Annotated in this window: 16 protein-coding genes and 1 tRNA gene; 6 read left to right on the forward strand and 11 right to left on the reverse strand. The window is 56.8% G+C overall.

Annotated elements, in window-relative coordinates; genetic code table 11:
• Positions 1-17: 17 nt before the first annotated feature.
• Entirely contained in the window at positions 18-476 is a 459-nt protein-coding gene (locus KP708_RS06640; RefSeq protein WP_215757160.1) for a hypothetical protein, read from the forward strand.
• Between the two features lie 19 nt (positions 477-495).
• Here KP708_RS06640 and KP708_RS06645 read toward each other — a convergent pair whose 3' ends face one another.
• From KP708_RS06645 to KP708_RS06660, 4 genes are all read right to left on the reverse strand, one after another.
• The gene (locus tag KP708_RS06645) at positions 496-1263 is read right to left on the reverse strand and encodes a sulfite exporter TauE/SafE family protein (RefSeq protein ID WP_215748924.1); all 768 of its coding nucleotides are present in this window, start codon (positions 1261-1263) and stop codon (positions 496-498) included.
• 114 nt (positions 1264-1377) lie between these two features.
• Entirely contained in the window at positions 1378-2946 is a 1569-nt protein-coding gene (locus KP708_RS06650) for a 2-isopropylmalate synthase (protein WP_215748925.1), read from the reverse strand.
• Positions 2947-3151: 205 nt separating this feature from the next.
• A complete protein-coding gene (locus tag KP708_RS06655) occupies positions 3152-3997 on the reverse strand; it encodes an N-acetylmuramoyl-L-alanine amidase (protein WP_252347279.1) in 846 nt (281 codons plus the stop codon).
• A 182-nt stretch (positions 3998-4179) separates the two neighbouring features.
• Positions 4180-4341 carry a hypothetical protein gene (locus KP708_RS06660; protein ID WP_202206808.1) on the reverse strand — a complete coding sequence of 54 codons (162 nt, stop codon included), beginning with the start codon at positions 4339-4341 and terminating at the stop codon, positions 4180-4182.
• A 200-nt stretch (positions 4342-4541) separates the two neighbouring features.
• Here KP708_RS06660 and KP708_RS06665 point away from each other — a divergent pair, with 200 nt between their 5' ends.
• On the forward strand, positions 4542-7316 hold the full coding sequence (locus tag KP708_RS06665; RefSeq protein ID WP_215757161.1) for an Rne/Rng family ribonuclease: 2775 nt from the start codon (positions 4542-4544) through the stop codon (positions 7314-7316).
• Positions 7317-7382: 66 nt separating this feature from the next.
• On the opposite strand, the gene KP708_RS06670 is transcribed toward KP708_RS06665, so the two are convergent.
• The 4 genes from KP708_RS06670 to xseA all read right to left on the reverse strand — a co-directional run bounded on the left by KP708_RS06670 (position 7383) and on the right by xseA (position 10696).
• A complete protein-coding gene (locus KP708_RS06670; protein ID WP_215748928.1) occupies positions 7383-8234 on the reverse strand; it encodes an NmrA family NAD(P)-binding protein in 852 nt (283 codons plus the stop codon).
• A gap of 115 nt (positions 8235-8349) precedes the next feature.
• Positions 8350-8703, reverse strand: coding sequence for a zinc ribbon domain-containing protein YjdM (locus tag KP708_RS06675; protein WP_215748929.1), 354 nt, complete (start codon positions 8701-8703; stop codon positions 8350-8352).
• 85 nt (positions 8704-8788) lie between these two features.
• Positions 8789-9154 (reverse strand): hypothetical protein, encoded by a 366-nt coding sequence (locus tag KP708_RS06680; protein WP_215748930.1) that lies wholly within the window; start codon positions 9152-9154, stop codon positions 8789-8791.
• A gap of 45 nt (positions 9155-9199) precedes the next feature.
• A complete protein-coding gene (gene xseA / locus KP708_RS06685) occupies positions 9200-10696 on the reverse strand; it encodes an exodeoxyribonuclease VII large subunit (RefSeq protein ID WP_215748931.1) in 1497 nt (498 codons plus the stop codon).
• A gap of 77 nt (positions 10697-10773) precedes the next feature.
• Here xseA and purD point away from each other — a divergent pair, with 77 nt between their 5' ends.
• The gene (gene purD, locus KP708_RS06690; protein WP_215748932.1) at positions 10774-12003 is read left to right on the forward strand and encodes a phosphoribosylamine--glycine ligase; all 1230 of its coding nucleotides are present in this window, start codon (positions 10774-10776) and stop codon (positions 12001-12003) included.
• Between the two features lie 48 nt (positions 12004-12051).
• Positions 12052-13167, forward strand: coding sequence for a hypothetical protein (locus KP708_RS06695; protein WP_215748934.1), 1116 nt, complete (start codon positions 12052-12054; stop codon positions 13165-13167).
• Positions 13168-13206: 39 nt separating this feature from the next.
• On the opposite strand, the gene KP708_RS06700 is transcribed toward KP708_RS06695, so the two are convergent.
• From KP708_RS06700 to polA, 3 genes are read right to left on the reverse strand one after another with little or no spacing between them, the layout of a single operon-like run.
• Positions 13207-14856 carry an ABC transporter substrate-binding protein gene (locus KP708_RS06700; protein ID WP_252347227.1) on the reverse strand — a complete coding sequence of 550 codons (1650 nt, stop codon included), beginning with the start codon at positions 14854-14856 and terminating at the stop codon, positions 13207-13209.
• Positions 14857-15465, reverse strand: a complete 609-nt coding sequence (locus tag KP708_RS06705) for an SCO family protein (RefSeq protein WP_064273936.1) — start codon at positions 15463-15465, stop codon at positions 14857-14859.
• Between the two features lie 14 nt (positions 15466-15479).
• On the reverse strand, positions 15480-18269 hold the full coding sequence (gene polA / locus KP708_RS06710) for a DNA polymerase I (RefSeq protein WP_215748936.1): 2790 nt from the start codon (positions 18267-18269) through the stop codon (positions 15480-15482).
• Positions 18270-18319: 50 nt separating this feature from the next.
• Here polA and KP708_RS06715 point away from each other — a divergent pair, with 50 nt between their 5' ends.
• Together KP708_RS06715 and KP708_RS06720 are read left to right on the forward strand one after the other, a co-directional pair.
• Positions 18320-19342 carry an alpha/beta hydrolase gene (locus tag KP708_RS06715; RefSeq protein WP_252347228.1) on the forward strand — a complete coding sequence of 341 codons (1023 nt, stop codon included), beginning with the start codon at positions 18320-18322 and terminating at the stop codon, positions 19340-19342.
• A gap of 62 nt (positions 19343-19404) precedes the next feature.
• Positions 19405-19481, forward strand: a tRNA-Arg gene (locus tag KP708_RS06720).
• Positions 19482-19533 lie beyond the last annotated feature (52 nt).

The following is a 19533-nucleotide window of genomic DNA, read 5'->3' on the forward strand; positions in this document are numbered from 1 at the left end:
GTCTAAGGATGTGTGACATGAGGTCCGTTAGCGTCCGCTCTGCGTTTCGGGGCGTAGCTCTGATTGGCGCGTGTGCGACCGGTCTTTCCCTGGGCGGTTGCCAGGGAAACTATGACCCGGGATCGCGCGCCCTGGGCGGCGGTCTTCTGGGAGGCGGCGCAGGTGCGGCCATCGGCGCACTAGCCGGCGGCGGTCGTGGAGCTGCCATTGGTGCGCTTGCTGGTGGCGCACTCGGGGCAACGACGGGCGCCGTCACGGCTCCCAATCGCCCGAGCTATCAGCAGGGCGGGTACCAGAACGGTTACCCCCAGCAAGGTGGCTACCCTCAGGGATATCAGCAGCAGAACGGTCAGTACCCGACCTATCCGCAGCAGCAATATCAGTGCCCACCCAACACGAACTGCCAGAACCCGTACCCTCAGCAGCAGGGCTATAACAACGGCGGCTACCCTCAGCAGAGCAATTACGGCTACTGAGTTTCACGGTTTCCGGATGTTAGATCATCCGGAAACCAATAACAGCGAGAAGAATACCCAGAACCCACCGCTGGGTGTCTTCGTGCAATTTGCCCGCACATAACGTTCCCAAAATAATTCCCGGGATGGATCCCATCAGAAGCGCCAGAAGGACGGCGGTATCCACCGCGCCCTCCAGCCAGTGACCTCCCCCTGCAATCAGCGTGAGCGGAACTGCATGGGCGATATCCGTTGCAACGAGCGTTCGTGTTGTCAGGCGCGGATAAAGCATCGTCAAGGCGGCCATGCCGACAGCTCCAGCTCCCACGGAAGACAGCGTCACCAACGTCCCAAGTAAAACACCGAGCAGAACCGTTAAAATCGTTTCAGCCCGGTCGCTCAGGGGTTTACGCCCTTCAGCCCATGTTCTGAGCCTTGGCTTCAGCAAAATTGCCGGTGCCGTCAGAAGCAGAGCTACACCGAGAACAACTTGGATCAGACGGGACGCAGCGTCCGACATACCCGCATGATGCAGGAAAATCAGGCACAGAAGACCTGCGGGAAGACTCCCCGCCATCTGCCAGCCAACAATCTTCCAGTTCACAACGCCCATGTGGCGGTTGAGCCCTGTGCCAACAATTTTCGTAACGGCTGCGTAAAGCAGGTCTGTCCCGACAGCTGACTGAGGCTTTGCCCCAAACAGCAGGATCAGCAGTGGCGTCATGAGGGACCCTCCCCCCACTCCGGTCATGCCTACCAGAAAGCCTACAAATAGACCCGACGCCGTATAAAGCCACGAATGCGGCATAGCTGCCCCTTCCAAATTCAGAAGGAGACAATATCAATCGTGTTATTTTTGTCTAGATCATCAATAAACTATATTAATTAGTTTATTGATGATCTCTCATGGTTCGTTCGAAGCTTAGAGTGCTTCAGGCTCAGTCCGCTCGCGCTTGGTGAGCAGCTTATTCAGGGCATGGATATAGGCACGAACAGCAGACACAACCGTATCGGCATCAGCACCCTGACCGTCTACGAGCTTGCCATTCTCTTGCAGACGAACCGTTGTACGTGCCTGAGCGTCTGTCCCTTCCGTGACGTTAGCCACCGAGAACAGCGCCAGTTCTGCTGAATGAGGGAATGCCTCACCGATGGCACGGAATGCCGCATCAACCGGGCCATTTCCACTGACAGCCGCATACTGGATGGCGCCATCAACGCTGATTTCCAGCTTGACCTGAGACTTCTGCTTGGTACCGGAAGCAACTTCCAGAGAAATCAGATGAACGCGCTCGTGGTCGCGACTTTCGTCATCGACCAGTGCACAGATATCGTCATCGAACACGACCTTTTTGCTGTCAGCCAGATCCTTGAACCGGGCAAAAGCGGCGTTCAGAGCCTCGTCTTCGAGCGGCGGGTAGCCCAGCTGAGCCAGCTTATCGCGGAATGCTGCGCGACCGGAATGCTTGCCCATCACAAGTGAGCTCTTGTTCCAGCCCACGCTTTCCGGCGTCATGATTTCATACGTGGCTGCGTTCTTCAGAACACCGTCCTGATGGATGCCGCTTTCATGTGCGAAGGCGTTCCGGCCAACGATGGCCTTGTTCGGCTGCACGTCGAAGCCCGTGATCGTCGCCAGCATCCGGGACATGCCTAGCAGCTTCGGCGTCTCGATGCCCGTTACCTTGCCGTACTGGTCATGACGCGTCCGCAGCGCCATGACGATTTCTTCCAGCGCAGCATTACCGGCACGCTCACCGATGCCATTGATCGTGCATTCGATCTGGCGTGCGCCGCCTTCGACAGCAGCCAGCGTATTCGCAACGCCCAGACCCAGATCGTTATGGTTATGCGTAGAGAAAATCACCTGATCCGCCCCCGGAACACGCTCACGCAGCATGGTAAAGATGCGGCGCATTTCTTCAGGCGTTGCAAAGCCAACCGTGTCGGGAATGTTAATGGTGTTCGCACCATTTTTGATGGCGACTTCAACACAGCGGCACAGGAAGTCAGGGTCCGTACGGGAACCATCTTCGGCAGACCATTCCACGTCATCCGTGTACTGGCGTGCCTTCTGATTGCCAGACGCAATAATGTCCAGAACCGTTTCAGGCTCCATCCGCAGCTTATACTTCATGTGCAGTGGAGATGTGGAAATAAAGTTATGAATACGGGAGCGTTCAGCACCCTTCAGAGCTTCGCCGCAGGACTCAATGTCGCGCTTGCCACCACTGCGAGCAAGACCGCAGATAACAGAGCCACGCACCTGCTCCGCAATGCTGCGAACACTCTCGAAGTCGTCCTTGGAGGCGACCGGGAAGCCCGCTTCGATCACATCCACACCAAGGGCGCTCAACGCATGGGCCATGCGGAGCTTCTCTTCGAGGTTCATGGAGAAACCGGGGGACTGTTCACCGTCACGCAGCGTCGTATCAAAAATGATAACGCGGTCGTCGGAAATCGTACCGAAGGACGGATGTTGGAAAGTCATGTCTTGATCATCTCGCTGGTCAGGAAATTTTCTGGTCTGTCATCCCCTGAACGCAACGGAACGCTGCCCGCCTTGATGTGGCGTTCAGGGGCCGATAAGTCGAAGCGAGAGGATCGAAAGAAATGTCATAGGCACGGAAAATGTCCGATTCTTTCGTCATGCGCAACCCACATGACTAAAAACTCTGCCCTGCGTTCTTATGGGGTCAGCCCGTCATCACCCCGGGCCGAGTTGAAAAGTACCGATCAACAGCGGTTTTCATAGCGCTCGCAACCTGTGTGCGGTGCACAGCCTGCCGCAGGGCGGCTTCATCCAGCCGGTTAGACATGAAACCCATTTCCACCAAAACTGACGGTATCTCTGCGGACTTCAGCACCACAAAAGCCGCATGGCGCGACGGATGCGTCAGCAGCCCAATGCGACTACGAAATGCGCCTACAACACTTGATGCCATGTGCGCAGACCCGCGCCGCGTTTCTTCAGAAACCAGACTGGAAAGGATCTGCTGGACGTCGGGAGACATGCCATGAAACGCCGGGCCGCCAAAGCGGTCTGCACTATTCTCCCGCTGGGCAAGAGCCGCTGTTTGAGCGTCCGACGCTCCGCTGGAAAGCGTATAGACACTCGCCCCGCGAACATCACGGTCATGCAGTGCATCGGCGTGCATAGAGATAAAGAGATGCGCCTGATGCTGCTGGGCCATTTCCACGCGCCCTTCCAGGGGAATGAAATGGTCCTCTGAACGGGTCATAGCCACGCGGTATTGTCCGGATGCCAGAAGCTGGCGCCGCAGTTCTGTCGCCGCAGCTTCGGCAATATGTTTCTCATACGTACCGGAAATACCGATTGCGCCAGGATCTTTCCCACCATGTCCGGGATCCAGCATGACCAGCGGTTTGGGTGGCGGCGCATTTCGGTGAACGGCCGGGGCCTGAAGCGGTTTGGCAGAGGGAGAATGCGCTGTCAGATGCTTAGTCCGGGCGCCGGCTCCCAAGGGAGCCACCGTGGAGAGGCAGGCAAGACCTTCCATTACCATGCGTCGCGTCAGCATCCGTTTACCCTGCGTCTTTTCGATCATCTGGACCTTCAATCATAACAGACACAGGACAATGTCTGAAACAAGGCAAAGCACCTTTTGGAGAGCCGTAAAAAGCCCTGCTTGCCAGCGGCCCTTCTTTAAGTCATCCTGTGCACCAAGGACCTGAAGAGAGCGGTCCGATCGTTTGTGGGCTTTTATCCTTTCCCCACAACGCTCCCGCCTCGATCGTCCGAGCCGCGACGCCCCATCGTTTGACATGTGCCGGACATTTTCTGCGCCATGTCCTGATCGGGCTGCTCCGGCAGAATTAGTTCAGTCCGGCACAGGCTCACAACCTGACCGGAGTGCGTTTTCATCCGGTACCAGACCACGGGCCGGACGTCTGTCAGGGGTCGAATGTCACGCGACGTGATCACAGCCAGGAGCCTAACCGAAACGGGACCAGATGCGTCCCGCGGTTTGGCATTCCGGTTGATCCGCCCCCTCCACCCCGTACAATCAGGTGTTCCCTCTGGCCCAAAGCGCCACACTGGAGCATCGTGGAGTTCAGTTTTCCATGACCAAGCGTATGCTTATCGACACCACACACGCGGAAGAAACGCGTGTTGTGGTCATGGACGGTGACCGCGTTGAAGATTACGACGTCGAGACATCATCCAGAAAACAGCTCAAGGGCAATATTTACCTTGCCAAGGTCATCCGCGTTGAGCCGAGCCTTCAGGCCGCTTTCGTAGAATACGGCGGAAACCGTCACGGCTTCCTCGCGTTCAGCGAAATTCACCCGGATTACTTCCAAATCCCCGTCGCAGACCGCGAGAAGCTTCTGGCCATCCAGGAAGAAGAAATTGCGTCTGAACAGCGCGCTGAACTTCCGGACAGTGAGGAAGAGCCTGCTTCTGACGAGACGGAAGAGAACGACAACCAGGATCGTCGCGCACCGGAGACCGTTGGTGGCGAGCATGACACAGGTGAGGAAAGCGCGGCTTCGCGTCGTACGGCCCGCTTTCTACGCAACTACAAGATCCAGGAAGTCATCCGCCGCCGTCAGGTTCTGCTTGTTCAGGTCGTGAAGGAAGAGCGTGGCAACAAGGGCGCGGCCCTTACCACCTACGTCTCTCTTGCTGGCCGTTATTGCGTTCTGATGCCGAATGCCCTGCGTGGTGGTGGCGTCTCTCGCAAGATTACGTCTGACACGGATCGCCGTCGTCTGCGCGACATTATCGCAGAACTGAACCTGCCCAAGACGATGGCCATGATCGTCCGGACCGCAGGTGCAGGCCGTCCAGGACCGGAAATCGTTCGGGACTGTGAATACCTGCTTCAGCTTTGGGACGACATCCGCTCACACGCGCTGTCATCCGTTGCTCCAACGCTGGTTTATGAGGAAGCAAGCCTCATCAAGCGCGCCATTCGCGACCTGTTTTCCAAAGACATCGAAGACATCATGGTCGACGGTGAGTCTGCGTGGAGAAGTGCGCGTGAGTTTATGCGTCTGCTGATGCCGCACAATGCTGGCAAGGTGAAGCTCTGGCAGAACCGTGGACAGAGCCTATTCGCGCGTTACAACGTCGAAGGGCATCTGGATGCGATGTTCTCCCCAACTGCACGCCTGAAGTCTGGTGGCTATCTGGTCATCAACCAGACGGAAGCACTCGTCGCCATCGACGTGAACTCCGGTAAATCCACGTCACAGCGCAACATTGAGGAAACGGCACTCCGCACGAACCTTGAAGCTGCTGAAGAAGTTGCGCGCCAGCTGCGCCTGCGTGATCTGGCCGGCCTTGTCGTGATTGATTTCATCGACATGGAAAGCCGTCGCCATAACGCTCAGGTCGAGAAGCGCCTCAAGGAATCTCTGCGTACCGATCGCGCACGCATTCAGGTGGGACATATCTCTCATTTCGGCCTGCTCGAAATGTCCCGCCAGCGCCTGCGTCCGTCCATCGCTGAGTCGCTACTGACGCCTTGCCCGCACTGTCAGGGCACTGGCTTCATTCGCGGTACGGAAAGCTCCGCTCTTCATGTGCTGCGTGCCATCGATGAAGAAGGCACCCGCCAGCGTGCCGCCGAGATCGATGTTCATATCGGATCGGACATTGCGCTTTACATTCTGAACAACAAGCGCGACTGGCTGTCTGACATTGAGCAGCGTCACCGCATGCGCGTGATCTTCCGCACGGAAGAAGATCTGCCCGCAGCAGACATGCGTATCGAGCGTATCCGTCCGCAAACGGCTGCACCGGCACCTGAGCCAGTACCAGCTCAGATTGCTGCACCTCACAACGTCCGCACGATCGAAATCATTGAGGACGAGGCGCCTGTCGTTCCTCAGGCAGCCGCTGCTGAAGCACAGGCTGAGCCTGCCCGGGGTGAAGACATCGAAGTCAACACGGGTGACGAGGAAGAGGGCAATAACGGCAGCCGTCGTCGTCGCCGTCGTCGCCGTCGGGGTCGCCGTGATCAGAATGGTGAGAACGAAACCGTTCAGGGCAATGCTGCCGAACCAAACGGCGAACAGCCTTCCGTCCACCGGTCTGACGATGAAACCGAAGAAGTCGGTCTTATCCCGGGCCGTCGCCGGACGCGCTTCAAGCGTGTTCAGAAGGAAGACGAAGTCGCAGCAGAAGCCCCGGTGCAGGAGAAGGTGTCCGTCCAGGAGGAAGCACCTAAGCCAGCACGCCACGCTCCGGTGCAGCAGCCTTCCCAGCGCCGCCGGGAAGAACGCCAGCCTGTTTCGCGTGGATATGCAGGCCCGACGCCGGCTGATCCGTTCGGTGGAAGCTTCGATATTTTCGATGTGATCGAACAGGCTGAAATGGAGCAGGCTTCCCGCCCGCTTCAGACGTCTACAGCAACCCCTGCCCGTCTTTCTGTCGAGAGCGCTCCGGTAGTTGACGTTGTCGAGATCGCTGCCGAGCCGATTGCTGCAGAACAGGAAAAGCCAAAGCGCACCAGAGGCCGCCGCAGCACCAAGACTGTGAAGGCTGAAGCAGCGGCACCGGTAGTGGCAGAMGAAGTCGTCGTGGCTGCTCTGGCCGCTCCGACGGAAGAGGAAGCTCCGGCAAAGCCAAAGCGTCCACGCACCCGTCGCACGACCAAGGCTACAGAAGCCAAGGCAGACGACGTTGTTGTGGAAGCAATGGCTCCGGAGGCCTCAGCTCCCGTCGCCGAGGAAGAGGCAACCGCCGAGCCGAAGCGTACTCGCGCCCGTCGCGCAACCAAGGCTGTCAAAGCCGACGATGCCGCAGCGGATGATGGAAACACGTTACAGCCCATCAACATTGACGAGTTGCCACCGGTGACGCGTCGCATGGGCTGGTGGAAGCGGTAACACCCGCTTCTCACCCCAACAAAAAGCCGACCGGATATTTCCCGGTCGGCTTTTTTTATGCCCGGCTTATGCGTAACGCTTCAGACAAGCTTCAAGGCTTGTGGAGCCCCGCACGGGGTCTGCGGGGCGGTCATAATGTTGATGAACAAAGAGCCCGGTCATGTTCACATAAGACTGCGCGGCTTCTTTCGAGAAACCATTTCCGCGATAGGTTTCATACCACCTCTCTTGGGGAATGACCTGCACTTGGACGGCGCGCCCTAATATTCTGGAAAGGGCGGCAACAACGTCTGAAGGCGTATAGCTCTTCGGCCCCTCGATATTGTGGATGCCCGTCTGTTCAACGTCAGACATCAGTAACTGACCTGCCAGACCTCCAACATCTTCTGGAGCGACCATGGGAAACGCCTGTGTTGGCGGCAGACATGTCTGTAGCACTCCTGTAGCTTTCGCAGCGCTCATCGCCCCTGCCCAGTTGCTCATGTAATAGGCCGCGCGGACAATACACACCGGAACGTTCAGGGCCTGCGCACCCTGTTCCAGCTCATACAAAACGCCAAGATCACCACAGTGCTTACCTGGCTGGGCTCCATAGGTGGATTGCACGACAAGCTTCTCCAAAGGGACGCCCCGCAGTGCTTTCAAAATGGAGCACACGGTCTTGCGTTCTTCCACATCCGTATTGCCAGATACTGCCGCAGGTGGATTGAGAACGAACACGCGCCGCGCCCTCTGAAAAAGCGCCCTCAGAGTATCGGTGTCATTCACATCCACTGCCGCATAATCTACGCCGTCATGGCGTTGTTCAGAGGCCCCAACAACCTGGCGGGTTACTACCGTGACATCATGCCCAGCCGCCAGAACAGTTTGTGCAACAGCGCGGCCGACATGGCCTGTCCCGCCAAGAATGACATACATGCCTGTATCTCCTGTATTTTTGGGAAACGCACCCCTAGAACGGCATCAGCCTTCGCAAGGAGACCTCACGAAGGCTGATAAAAGCACACGCGTTTTAACCGAATGGTAGAACCTGTCAGGATTTCTTTACGAATTCGGACTTAAGGTTCATTGCTCCAATGCCTGCGATCTTACAGGCAATATTATGCCCGTCCGTCGCATCAACAAGACGAATGTTCTTGACCTTGGTGCCGCTTTTCACAACCAGCGAAGATCCTTTGACTTTCAGGTCCTTCACAACCGTAACGCTGTCACCATCTACAAGGACATTGCCATTGGCATCTTTGATTTCCGCAGATGCTTCGCCAGCATCGGCCTGACCGCCCTCTTCCGGATTCCATTCATTGCCGCAGTCCGGACAGACCCACAGGGTCCCATCCGGATAAACATGCTCCGACCCACATTTGGGACATTTCAGCTCATCAGTCATATCAAACCTCACTCTTTCGTGAGATCCACTTTAAAGCACTGAAGATGATAGGGAAATGCGCCAGCTCAATCTGCCCGGAAAACTTTTACCGGCAGACGCTCTTATTGCCGTTTGCCGCAATGAACGTTCCCGTCAAAGGTTCAAAACACGCATTCTGCGGGCAGGACGACGTTGTGGTGGCTAAACCCTGCGCATAGAGAGCAGATCCTGCCAGATTGGCTTCACGCTGCGCTGTCCCGCAAAGCGGCGTATTTGACGGCGCAGACGGGTCATTCAGAAGCACCTTATGACCATCCGCCGGAGCTTCTTCGGCCAATCCCGGAGCAAAATCCTGCGGGGGAATCTTTTGGGCTGGAGCCTGCACGGCTGCATGAGAAGACGTGGCGGAAGGCTGCTCCGCACAAGCTGCCAGAAGAGGCAGGACAACAAGGCTCAACCAGAACGAACGCATGTGAACTCCGGATCACAAACCGGGCCACGCCCGGACACTTCACCATTAAAGACCCAGATCGGCCTGGGACGTAAGAAGGGTATCGAGTTTTGCCCCACGTTGGCCGTCAGCGAAAGACAGAACCACACGTCCGTTCAAAGGTTCCGCGTCGGAATGGGTCACGGGACGCCCCTTGCTATCCTGGACGAGCACATATCCCCTGCTGAGGATCGCCCTCGGGGAGACCGCTTCCAGATGACTTCCCAACCCATCAAGACGCGCTTTCTGAAGCCGGATGGCGCTATTGAGCGTTTCAGGAGACAGTCTCTGTCGTTCTACCCGAAGGTGGAACCGTTGGGACGCGCGCTGCCATGCCGTGATAAGAGCGGTCTCTGACGCACGAAGAGCGCTCTGTCGCCGTTCGATCATTAAACGTGGTGACGGAAGCTGCCTTGAGGGCGCCGTCAGGGCGGCCCTCGCCCGGCTGACAATCAGTTCCGGCGACGGCAGTTGCCGTACCGGAGCATCAAGGCGGCTTCTTGCGCGCATGACAAAGGCTGGAAGAGCAAGATCAAGGCGCTGGCTCCGGTCATCCAACCGCATGCGTGCAGTCTCAAGAAGAGACGGCAGATCTGGCAGTCGCGATGTAGCCTGCTCCAGCCTTGCCCGGGATGTCTGCATGATGCGGCTCAAACCGCCTGCGAGACGGGCCGTCCGATGTGCCAGATCCGCGACCAGTTCAGAGCGCAAGGGCACGGCCATTTCTGCCGCAGCCGTTGGCGTCGGTGCCCGCCGATCTGAGACAAGATCAATCAGTGTGGTGTCTGTCTCGTGGCCCACAGCAGAAATAAGCGGGATGGGACAGGCTGCGACGGCACGTAAAACACGCTCATCATTGAAAGCCATAAGATCTTCAAGAGAGCCACCGCCACGAGCGACAATCAAAACATCCGGCCGACGCGGCCTTTGCGCCATACCGTCAATGGCCGCAGCGATCTGGGCTGCTGCCCCCTCTCCCTGCACGGCAACAGGCCACAACAGCACATCCCGGGGAAAGCGACGTTCAATGGTCGTACGAATATCATGAAGAACCGCCCCGGACCGTGACGTCACAACACCGACAAGCGATGGCAGAAACGGAATGGGCTTCTTGCGATCGGCTTCGAACAGTCCCTCATCCAGCAGTTTGCGACGGAGGCGCTCGATATTGGCGAGCAGAGCCCCCTCGCCCGCAAATTCCATCCGATCAATAATAAGCTGATAGCTGGAACGCTCGCCATAGGACGAGACTTTGCCCGTCGCGATGACTTCGTTACCATTCTCAGGCGCCATGCCAAGCCGGGAAACGGTTCCGCGCCAGATAACGCCGGAGATCTTTCCGCCCTCATCTTTCAGGGACAGATAGATATGCCCGGACGGGTAACGCTTGAGTTCCGTCACCTCACCACGCACACGAACACGCCCGAATCCGGTCTCAAGCGTGCGCTTGATGGCTCCGGAAATCTCGGAAACTGAATATTGCGGCACATTCCCGCGTGCAGACGCGGCATCACTCTCCATCATGGCGCCAGTCTATGCTACGCACGCCGTCAGACGAAGCCCTGATCTTAGGGACCCGCAGATGAAAAAGGGAGAGCGGAATGCGCGTTTTGCTGGTCGGTTCCGGAGGGCGCGAACACGCCCTGGCAACATGTCTGGCGCGCTCGCCCAGTCTTTCGTCGCTTTATGCGGCACCTGGCAATCCCGGCATGGCCTCTCTGGCAACGCTTGTTCCGCTAAAAGCCGATGACGTCGCGGGGCTTGTCGCCTTTGCAAAAGAGCAGAACATCGACCTGATCGTTCCCGGCCCTGAAGCGCCTCTGGTGGTCGGTCTGGCGGATGCCTGCGTCGAAGCTGGCATCCCCTGCGCTGGCCCAACCAAGGCAGCGGCCCTTCTGGAAGGCAGTAAGGCGTTCACCAAGGACGTTGCGGATGCCGCTGGCATTCCAACAGCAAAATGGGAACGCTTCGAAGACGAGGCACCAGCCCTTGAATTCGTTCGCCGTCGCGGTGCGCCGATCGTCGTGAAAGCCGACGGTCTGGCAGCCGGTAAGGGCGTGGTGGTCGCCCAGAGTGTCGAAGAAGCGGAAGGCGCCATTCGCAAGCTCGGCATGCCGCTCGTCATTGAAGAATGTCTGGTGGGCGAAGAAGTCTCGCTGTTCGCGTTCTGCTCGGACGAAAAGGCCGTTCTGATCGGTGCAGCCCGCGACCACAAGCGTCTGGGCGATGGTGATACGGGGCCAAACACCGGCGGTATGGGTGCCATTTCCCCACCACCCGGTTTTGATCGCGCGGCTCAGGAAAAGGCGCTGGACCTCAGCGTCCGCCCGATGCTGGCGGAAATGGTGCGTCGCGGGACGCCTTTCCGTGGCGTGATTTTCGCTGGCCTGATGCTGACCAACGAAGGTCCAAAGCTAATTGAGTACAATGTCCGCTTCGGTGATCCGGAAGCTCAGGCTTTGCTCATCCGCCTCAAATCAGACCTACTCCCCATTCTTGCGGCTCTCGCAGATGGCAATCTCGATCATGCTGCCGCCGAGTTCTCCGACGAAGCGTCTATCTCACTGGTGCTGGCTGCTAATGGCTACCCGGATGCCCCGAAAAAGGGCGGTCGCATTTCGGGCATCGAACGCGCCGAAGCCGTCCCGGGCGTTTCGGTATTTCATGCTGGGACAAAGCTGGTTGACGGCGTTCTTGTCGCGGATGGTGGACGTGTTCTGACAGTCTGCGCCAAGGCTGCTACGCCAGAAGATGCACGTCGTCTTGCTTATGAAGGCGCGTCAGCCATCCAGTGGGAAGACAAGATTTTCCGCACCGATATCGGCCTGTAAAAACGATAGGCGGCGGCTTTCGGACGTGATCGGGGAAGAGATGAGAATATGACGTTGATCATTGCTGAAATTTACAACACAACCCCCATCCTGTTAGGCGACACTGCGGTCTTTCAGAAAGAACTTTCAACAACAACTGGGATTGAAGTCCCATTCGGAACGCCTTTAGTGGATATTCAATCCGCCCAACAAAAAATTATGCGCATAAACGCATTCTTTGCTGTCGGCGGCGCAGGCGACGCAGAAACAGTTCAAATTTTCTGTCGCCTCCTCTCTGAATGCGCCAACCATTTGAACCAAATGGCTGATCTGTACGCTTTCGTTGAAACGCAGCCGGTGGACTTCAAACCAGAAACTGAGATTGCTGGCGTTTTTTCTGGAAATGTTAAAGAAAAACCAGTCGCATTTCGAATTAATCTACGCCCACACCTTACTTTTACAGAGCGAATAAGCACTGGAAAGCGCTTCCTTATAGGTTCTGAAACTGCCATCCGCGACGTAACGCGCTTTCTGGAGAACAGCAAAGAGGTTAAGCAAGAGATCAATGTCGAGCGAGACCCTGAAGATCGTTTGATAAGCCTCATCAATCTATTGATGAACTATGACCGCGGAACATCGGCCGCTGGAAAAAATGGTTATGGCCTCGCCTATAGAGCGATATGGCACGACAATCATGATTTCCGAGCCCTTCCAGCCTACTTATCAATATTTGGTGCGATAAAATCTGAAATATCATGGGATAATGAAGCGTTATCAGGCTGGATACCAAACTCGCATGCATTTCTTTTACAATATGATACTATATATACTTCCACGATCATGATCATTCAAAGTAATAAAGATGCCAGAATTTGGGAAATTCCTCCATTAACAGAAGAAAAGTGTACGAAGGCAGAAATCACAAGGCCTACAAAACCGATATTTCCCAAAGCAGTTCCATTCGTTCTTTTACTCTGCGTAGATGTTCACATGCGACTTACTGGTGGTGCTTTTCCAAAAATTGTCCCCATTATCTGCCTTTGGAGATTGGGGAAAAATTCTCTCCTACAGCTTGATACCTTTGTCCCACCTAAAGACCTTTATGAATTAGTACCAAAGGAAGCTGTTTACACTATCGTCGACAATGCTTGTAAAAAATATTTAGATTTTCTATCAACCATATAATAATACTGACTAATTATCCTAAAATATTTCTCGTAATATTTACTGCACCCAAACATGCGAAAACAGCATGTGACTCAAAAGCGTCGAGTAATAATTTCCCAGTCTTTTCGAAACGAAATCAATGGTCTTCATCTGGATCATCGGCGCACCCGGCATCTGCCGCATGATCTCATGCCCCGCCACCTGCCAGATGGGCGCGGCTTTGGCTGGATCGGTCTGCGCCTTGGCCTGCTCGAACAGCCTCTGAACGTGCTGGTCACAGAAGCCGGTAAAGTTCGGGGAAATGGCAGAATTCGGATGGTAGTTATCACACCCGAACAAATCATCCAGAAAGGTTGAGGCGGACGGATAATCGGCAAACCAGTAAGCCAGAGCGATCTGCACATGGTTAGCCGTATTCTGCTCGTAAGAATCTGCCAGACCAGCCGTGATCGGGCGTAGCTGCGCTTTCAAGCCAATCTGCTGAAGCACATTCCGCAGATACGTCCCCATGCCCAGTTCGATAGCGCGGTTGGGCACAACCAGCGTGACCGCCTGCCCTTCCGCACCAGCCTCCCGAACCAGCCGCCGAGCCTCTTCCAGATTTTGCGGGCAGGACAACCCAAGGTCCGCGCCCGGAATACCATGCGGCACCATCTGGCAAAGCGGTTCAGAAATGGCACTGCCACCAAACAGAATGGTCATGGCATGTCGATTAACAGCCATACTGACAGCCTGACGGACCCGCTGATCTGTGAACGGCTTTTCGTGCACATTCATGGCCAGATAATACAGTCCCAGCAGCGGCTCGATATGAACCTGCGAGGTGTATTTCGCGCCAAGCTCACCCAGTCGGTCAGAGGGCTTGGCATCAAGCATCCAGTCATATTGACCCTGCTCGACCGCAGTAATCTGCGCCTCGTCAGAGAGACCAAAATTATACTCGATCCGGTCAGCAAACCCATCTGTCTGGGCCTGCGGGTTCCAGACATGAAAGTAAGAGTTTCGTTCCAGCACAATGCCATGCTCGGGATCGTAATGCGTGATCCGATAAGGCCCTGTGCCCGGCACGGTCTCATTCCCCACATCGTGCACAGACACTGACGCAGGCAGAATAACTGCGTGAGGGAACGCAAGCTTGTAGAGAAATTCTCCATCCGGATGAGCTAGATGAAACACGATCGTTCCATCTGGGCGCCCTTCCACACCCGGCAACGTGCAGTGATCCGGCGCATCCAGGCACTCTTTCGCACCGACAATCCCACCGTAGAATGAGGCGGCCGTCGGGCTGCCGACCCGATAGATCCGACGAAAAGACGCAACCACATCCTCAACACGAACCGGCGATCCATCCGAAAACTTCAGACCGGACCGTAAATGGAGTGTCCATGTCAGCCCATCAGGGCTGATGGTCGGCATGGCGTCCGCAAGATCGGGAACGACCTCCAACCCGGTAGGACCACGCGCCTCTCTGAACGTCAGCAGGGGATCGTACATATTGACGAACACCTGCATATACTGCGTGCCGTAATTAACCTGCGGGTCCAACGTCCCGCCGGGACCATCAGCGGTAAGCCGAAGCGTTCCACCTCTGTGCGGGCTGCCCAGCGTCTGCCCGTCCCAGTCAGGAGGTGTCTGCTCCTGAGCAAACGCCGTCCCGGCCACGCCAAGTGAAAGAGCGAGGAGAAAAGCCGGGACACGCATTGCCATTTAGCGCTTTGACAGCTGACGAAGGCGGGCAATCAACGCATCTGCATCGCCAGTCGCGTCGATCGTGCCAGCATAACGGGCACTTGGATCCATGATAACGATCCGCGGGGCCGGAACGTAATGATCACCCTCTTTCTGATCCGGAGCATGATACTCAGCCGTCATGGCCTTGATCATGTTCGGCGTACCCGTGAACGGCATCACATGGGGAGCGACCGGAATGACATAGTTTCTGAGGGCTTCGTTTTCATCAAACGGGTCCAGAGACACCGCAAGCGGAGAGACACGGACGCCTTGTGCATGAAGGGCCTGATACGCCTGCTCCATGCTTTTCAGCACCGGCTGGCAGCGATCTTCCGGGCAGTTGGTATCAAAGAACCACACCAGAACCCAGGTCCCGTGGAAGTCTCCTTCCGTCACCGTGCTTTCCCCTAGGGAATCAAGACGGAAGCTGCCGCCAACTTCATTTCCGTTGGACTGTACCAGCAGCCCCGGTCCACCATGAGAGGCCAACTGGAAGCCGACCCCGGCCAGAACTGCCGCAACTGCCAGCACTCCCCAGATGATGCGATTGCTGATCCGCTTGCGGCGTTCGTGTTGGGTTTCCATGGTCGTTCAGTCTCTCAGTGTGCGTCAGCCCAGCTCGGGCCAATACCGGTTTCAACCTCAAGTGCCACATCCAGCTTGGCAGCACTTCCCATTTCCTGACGGACGAAATCCGCCAATGCCTGCGCATCCTGCTCCTGAACTTCGAAGAGCAGTTCATCATGCACCTGAAGCAGCATCTGCGCTTTCAGGCCCGTCTCAGGCAGCTTTCTCGCCAGACGCACCATGGCCCGCTTGATGATGTCAGCGGCACCGCCCTGAAGCGGCGCATTGATCGCCTGACGCTCAGCATAAGATCGACGAGCGCCGTTCTTGTCCTTGATTCCCGGCACATAACAGCGGCGACCAAACGGCGTCAGAACGTAGCCATGTTCCTTCGCCTCTTCCTTGGTGCGCTCCATGTAGGCGCGGATACCGGGATAACGGGCAAAATACGCATCAATATAAGAGCGTGCTTCACCCGGCGAAATCTGAAGTTGGCGCCCCAGACCGAACGCTGAAATCCCGTAAATAATGCCGAAGTTGATGGCCTTGGCCCGGCGACGGGTCAGCGGGTCCATGCCTTCAATGGGAATACCAAACACTTCGGAGGCCGTGCGGGCATGAATGTCCTGCCCAAGATGGAACGCCTCCAGCAAAGGCTCGATCTTCGCCACATGGGCCAGAAGTCGCAGTTCGATCTGGCTGTAATCCGCAGACACCAAAACATGCCCCGGAGCCGCCACGAAAGCCTTACGGATCAGCGCGCCTTCTTCCGTCCGGATCGGGATGTTCTGAAGGTTCGGCTCATTGGAAGACAGACGCCCAGTGGTGGTAATGGCCATCTGGAAGGATGTATGAACGCGCTGCGTCCCTTGGTCCATCTGCTCAACCAGCGCATCGGCATAAGTCGATTTCAGCTTGGCCAACTGCCGCCACGACAGGATCTTCTGCGGCAGATCATGCCCCTGCTCCGCCAGCCCCTCAAGGACAGAAGAGTCTGTGCCCCAAGAGCCGCTTTTGGTGCGTTTTCCGCCCGGAAGCTCCATTTCGTCGAACAGGATTTCACCAAGCTGCTTGGGCGAACCCACGTTGAAACTGCGCCCAACCTGCTCGTGAATATCCTTCTCGATCACAGCCATACGCGTTTCAAAATCGGCCGACATGCGCCGGAGCTCGACGGCATCCACCTTGATCCCGACGTCTTCCATATCCGTCAAAACTTCAATCAAAGGCCGTTCGATTTCTTCATACAAAGCCAGTGACTGACGAAGACGTAACTGCGGACGCAGAACCTGCCACAACCGCAGCGTGACATCGGCATCTTCCGCCGCATATGCGGTCGCCTGATCCAGCGGCACTTCAGCGAACGGAATGCGCTTGCGCCCCGTTCCCGTCACGGAGTCATAAGTGATCGGCGTATGGCCCAGATGGAGCTGCGACAGTTCATCCATGCCCTGCCCGTGCTCACCCGCAGACTGCGCGTAGGAAATGAGCATCGTATCGTCGATCGGCGTTATTTCAGGCAGTCCAGCCTTGCGGAACACCGTCAGATCATATTTGGCGTTCTGGAAGATCTTCAGAACAGACGCATCCCGCATCAGCGGGGCAAGACGATCCAGCGTTGCGGCACGATCAAGCTGCTGATCGGTCGGCTGATCGTCCGGCCCATCCTGCAACAGATCCCGCTTGCCCTCATGCAGGAACGGCACATAACAGGCCTTGCCCGGCGCAACAGAGAGCGACAGCCCGACCATCTTGGCCTGACGCGCATTGAGGCTGTCCGTCTCCGTATCAACGGCGACGACCCCAGCCGTTCGCGCCTCGGCAATCCACCGATCCAGCGTCTCGAAATCTGTAACCGTTTCATACGGTCCATAAGATGCTTCAGAAAGCGTGACGGTCGGCGCCTCACCCTCCGCTGGCGCTGCCTTGGGACGTGGCACGGGCCTCGGCTTCGCCGCCAACCCCAAACCCATACGCTGGATCGTAGAATGGAAGCCCATCGTGTCGAGCCAGTCCCGGAGCGTTTCTTGAACCGGCTCACGGCACCCCAGTTCCTCAATCGGCTGCGGCAACGGCACATCATCCGCCAGCAGAACCAGCTTGCGGGACATCCGGGCGGCATCCGCAAATTCGATCAGGTTCTGGCGACGCTTGGAGGCTTTCATGCCTTCCGCAGCATCAAGTACCTTTTCCAGCGTGCCATATTCATTAATAAGCTGGGCCGCGCCCTTCGCGCCAATGCCCGGCACACCCGGCACGTTATCGGTAGAGTCCCCCATCAGGGCCTGAACATCGACAACCTGATCTGGCCGCACACCGAACTTGGCCTCAACCTCAGCTTCCCGAATCGGCTTCTGCTTCATCGGGTCCATCAGTTCGACACCAGGGCAGATCAACTGCATCAGATCCTTGTCCGATGAGATGATCGTGCAACGCCCACCCTGCGCCACTACAGCCTTGGCATAACTGGCGATCAGATCATCCGCTTCCCAGCCAGCCAGTTCAATCGACGGCACATTGAATGCCGCTGTCGCATCCCGGATCAGACCAAACTGCGGGCGCAGGTCTTCTGGCGGCTCCGGACGATGCGCCTTGTATTGCGGGTAAATTTCATTACGGAACGTGTGACGACCAGCATCAAAAATAACGGCCAGATGCGTGCCGACATGATCGCGCAGTAGCCGTGTCAGCATATTCGTGAAGCCGTAAACCGCATTGACCGGCACACCATCCGGGCTGCTCATAGGCGGGAGGGCATGGAATGCACGGAAAATGAACCCAGACCCGTCAACCAGAACCAGATGAGGCGTTTCAGACGGCACGAATATCTCCCTTCTCGCCCGGAAGGGCCGGACGTTCTAAAATCTTCGCGATGATAGGCTCATTCCCATCCGTTTCAAACCGCCTCTGGCGTCTTTCCTGCACCTTGGCCTGCTTTGCAGCCTGCACGCCGCTTCTCGGTGCCTGCACACACCGGCCAATGCCCGACCTGCATCCGACAGCGAAAGAAACAGCCCTCATTCCCCCGGATGTGACGCTTGACATGTCGGATGGCGCTCACATTCCTTTAAGAATTTATCCCGCAGCACACTCCTTGAAGGCCGTTATTCTGGCGCTTCATGGCTTTGGAGACAGCCGGGATGCGTGGGAATTCTTTGCACCTCCCCTGAGCACGGCCGGTATCGAAATCGTCGCCCCAGACCAGCGCGGGTTCGGCGCCACACAGGACGCAGGTGGCTGGAGCAGCACAGCGCGCATGGTTCAGGACACGCGAGAAGAGCTTACGTGGCTCCGCAGGCGTTATCCCGGTGCGCCTCTCTATGTCATGGGCGAAAGCATGGGCGGAGCCGTCGCCCTGCTCCTTGCGACCGACCCGCCACCAGAACTGTCCGGAACCATTCTTCTCGCACCAGCCATCATGAAACTCGGTGAGCTCTGGCAGACCGTTCTGGATGGCATCGATACAGTCGCGCCCCACTGGAAACTGGATGGATCAGCCGTCCCCGGAGAGCGCGTTGCGAGCGATAACATCCATGCTCTGCGACGCATGTATTTTGACCCGCTGACCCAGCATAGTTCGACCATTCATCCGCTTTTTGGCCTGACCCACCTCATGGCAACAGCTTTTGACGACGCACCACGGGTCAGAACGCCCATGCTTATGATTTTCGGTGGTCGGGACCAGTTCGTTCTTCCGTCTTACACCGCACGTCTGTTGAAACGCCTTCCCAACTCAGTACGACTAGATGAATTTCCGACGGCCCATCATCTGCTGAGCCGCGATAAACGAATCACAGCACAGGACGTCACCTCATGGATTTTGACGCCCGACCACGCCCTTCCATCCGGAGGAGACGTCGCTGCCGCCCTCTGGAAAGCCACCGCGCAACCTTGAACAAACAAAATTCTACTAAGGGCTTGGCAAGCCTGTCCTGAACCGTCTATTGGAAACCCGACGGACCCGTAGCTCAGCTGGATAGAGCGTTGCCCTCCGAAGGCAAAGGTCACGCGTTCGAATCGCGTCGGGTCCACCACCAATCTCAGAAATCGCTGTTTTAAGCCGAGTGGTTTTCCTTACGGAAACAA

It is taken from the genome of Gluconobacter sp. P5H9_a (assembly GCF_018812085.1).
Taxonomy (GTDB): domain Bacteria; phylum Pseudomonadota; class Alphaproteobacteria; order Acetobacterales; family Acetobacteraceae; genus Gluconobacter.

Coding starts and splice junctions, on each gene's coding strand:
- KP708_RS06640 (WP_215757160.1), top strand. CDS start 18: ATGAGGTCCGTTAGCGTCCGCTCTGCGTTTCGGGGCGTAGCTCTGATT.
- KP708_RS06645 (WP_215748924.1), bottom strand. CDS start 1,263: ATGCCGCATTCGTGGCTTTATACGGCGTCGGGTCTATTTGTAGGCTTT.
- KP708_RS06650 (WP_215748925.1), bottom strand. CDS start 2,946: ATGACTTTCCAACATCCGTCCTTCGGTACGATTTCCGACGACCGCGTT.
- KP708_RS06655 (WP_252347279.1), bottom strand. CDS start 3,997: ATGCTGACGCGACGCATGGTAATGGAAGGTCTTGCCTGCCTCTCCACG.
- KP708_RS06660 (WP_202206808.1), bottom strand. CDS start 4,341: ATGAAAACGCACTCCGGTCAGGTTGTGAGCCTGTGCCGGACTGAACTA.
- KP708_RS06670 (WP_215748928.1), bottom strand. CDS start 8,234: ATGTATGTCATTCTTGGCGGGACAGGCCATGTCGGCCGCGCTGTTGCA.
- KP708_RS06675 (WP_215748929.1), bottom strand. CDS start 8,703: ATGACTGATGAGCTGAAATGTCCCAAATGTGGGTCGGAGCATGTTTAT.
- KP708_RS06680 (WP_215748930.1), bottom strand. CDS start 9,154: ATGCGTTCGTTCTGGTTGAGCCTTGTTGTCCTGCCTCTTCTGGCAGCT.
- xseA (WP_215748931.1), bottom strand. CDS start 10,696: ATGATGGAGAGTGATGCCGCGTCTGCACGCGGGAATGTGCCGCAATAT.
- purD (WP_215748932.1), top strand. CDS start 10,774: ATGCGCGTTTTGCTGGTCGGTTCCGGAGGGCGCGAACACGCCCTGGCA.
- KP708_RS06695 (WP_215748934.1), top strand. CDS start 12,052: ATGACGTTGATCATTGCTGAAATTTACAACACAACCCCCATCCTGTTA.
- KP708_RS06700 (WP_252347227.1), bottom strand. CDS start 14,856: ATGGCAATGCGTGTCCCGGCTTTTCTCCTCGCTCTTTCACTTGGCGTG.
- KP708_RS06705 (WP_064273936.1), bottom strand. CDS start 15,465: ATGGAAACCCAACACGAACGCCGCAAGCGGATCAGCAATCGCATCATC.
- KP708_RS06715 (WP_252347228.1), top strand. CDS start 18,320: ATGATAGGCTCATTCCCATCCGTTTCAAACCGCCTCTGGCGTCTTTCC.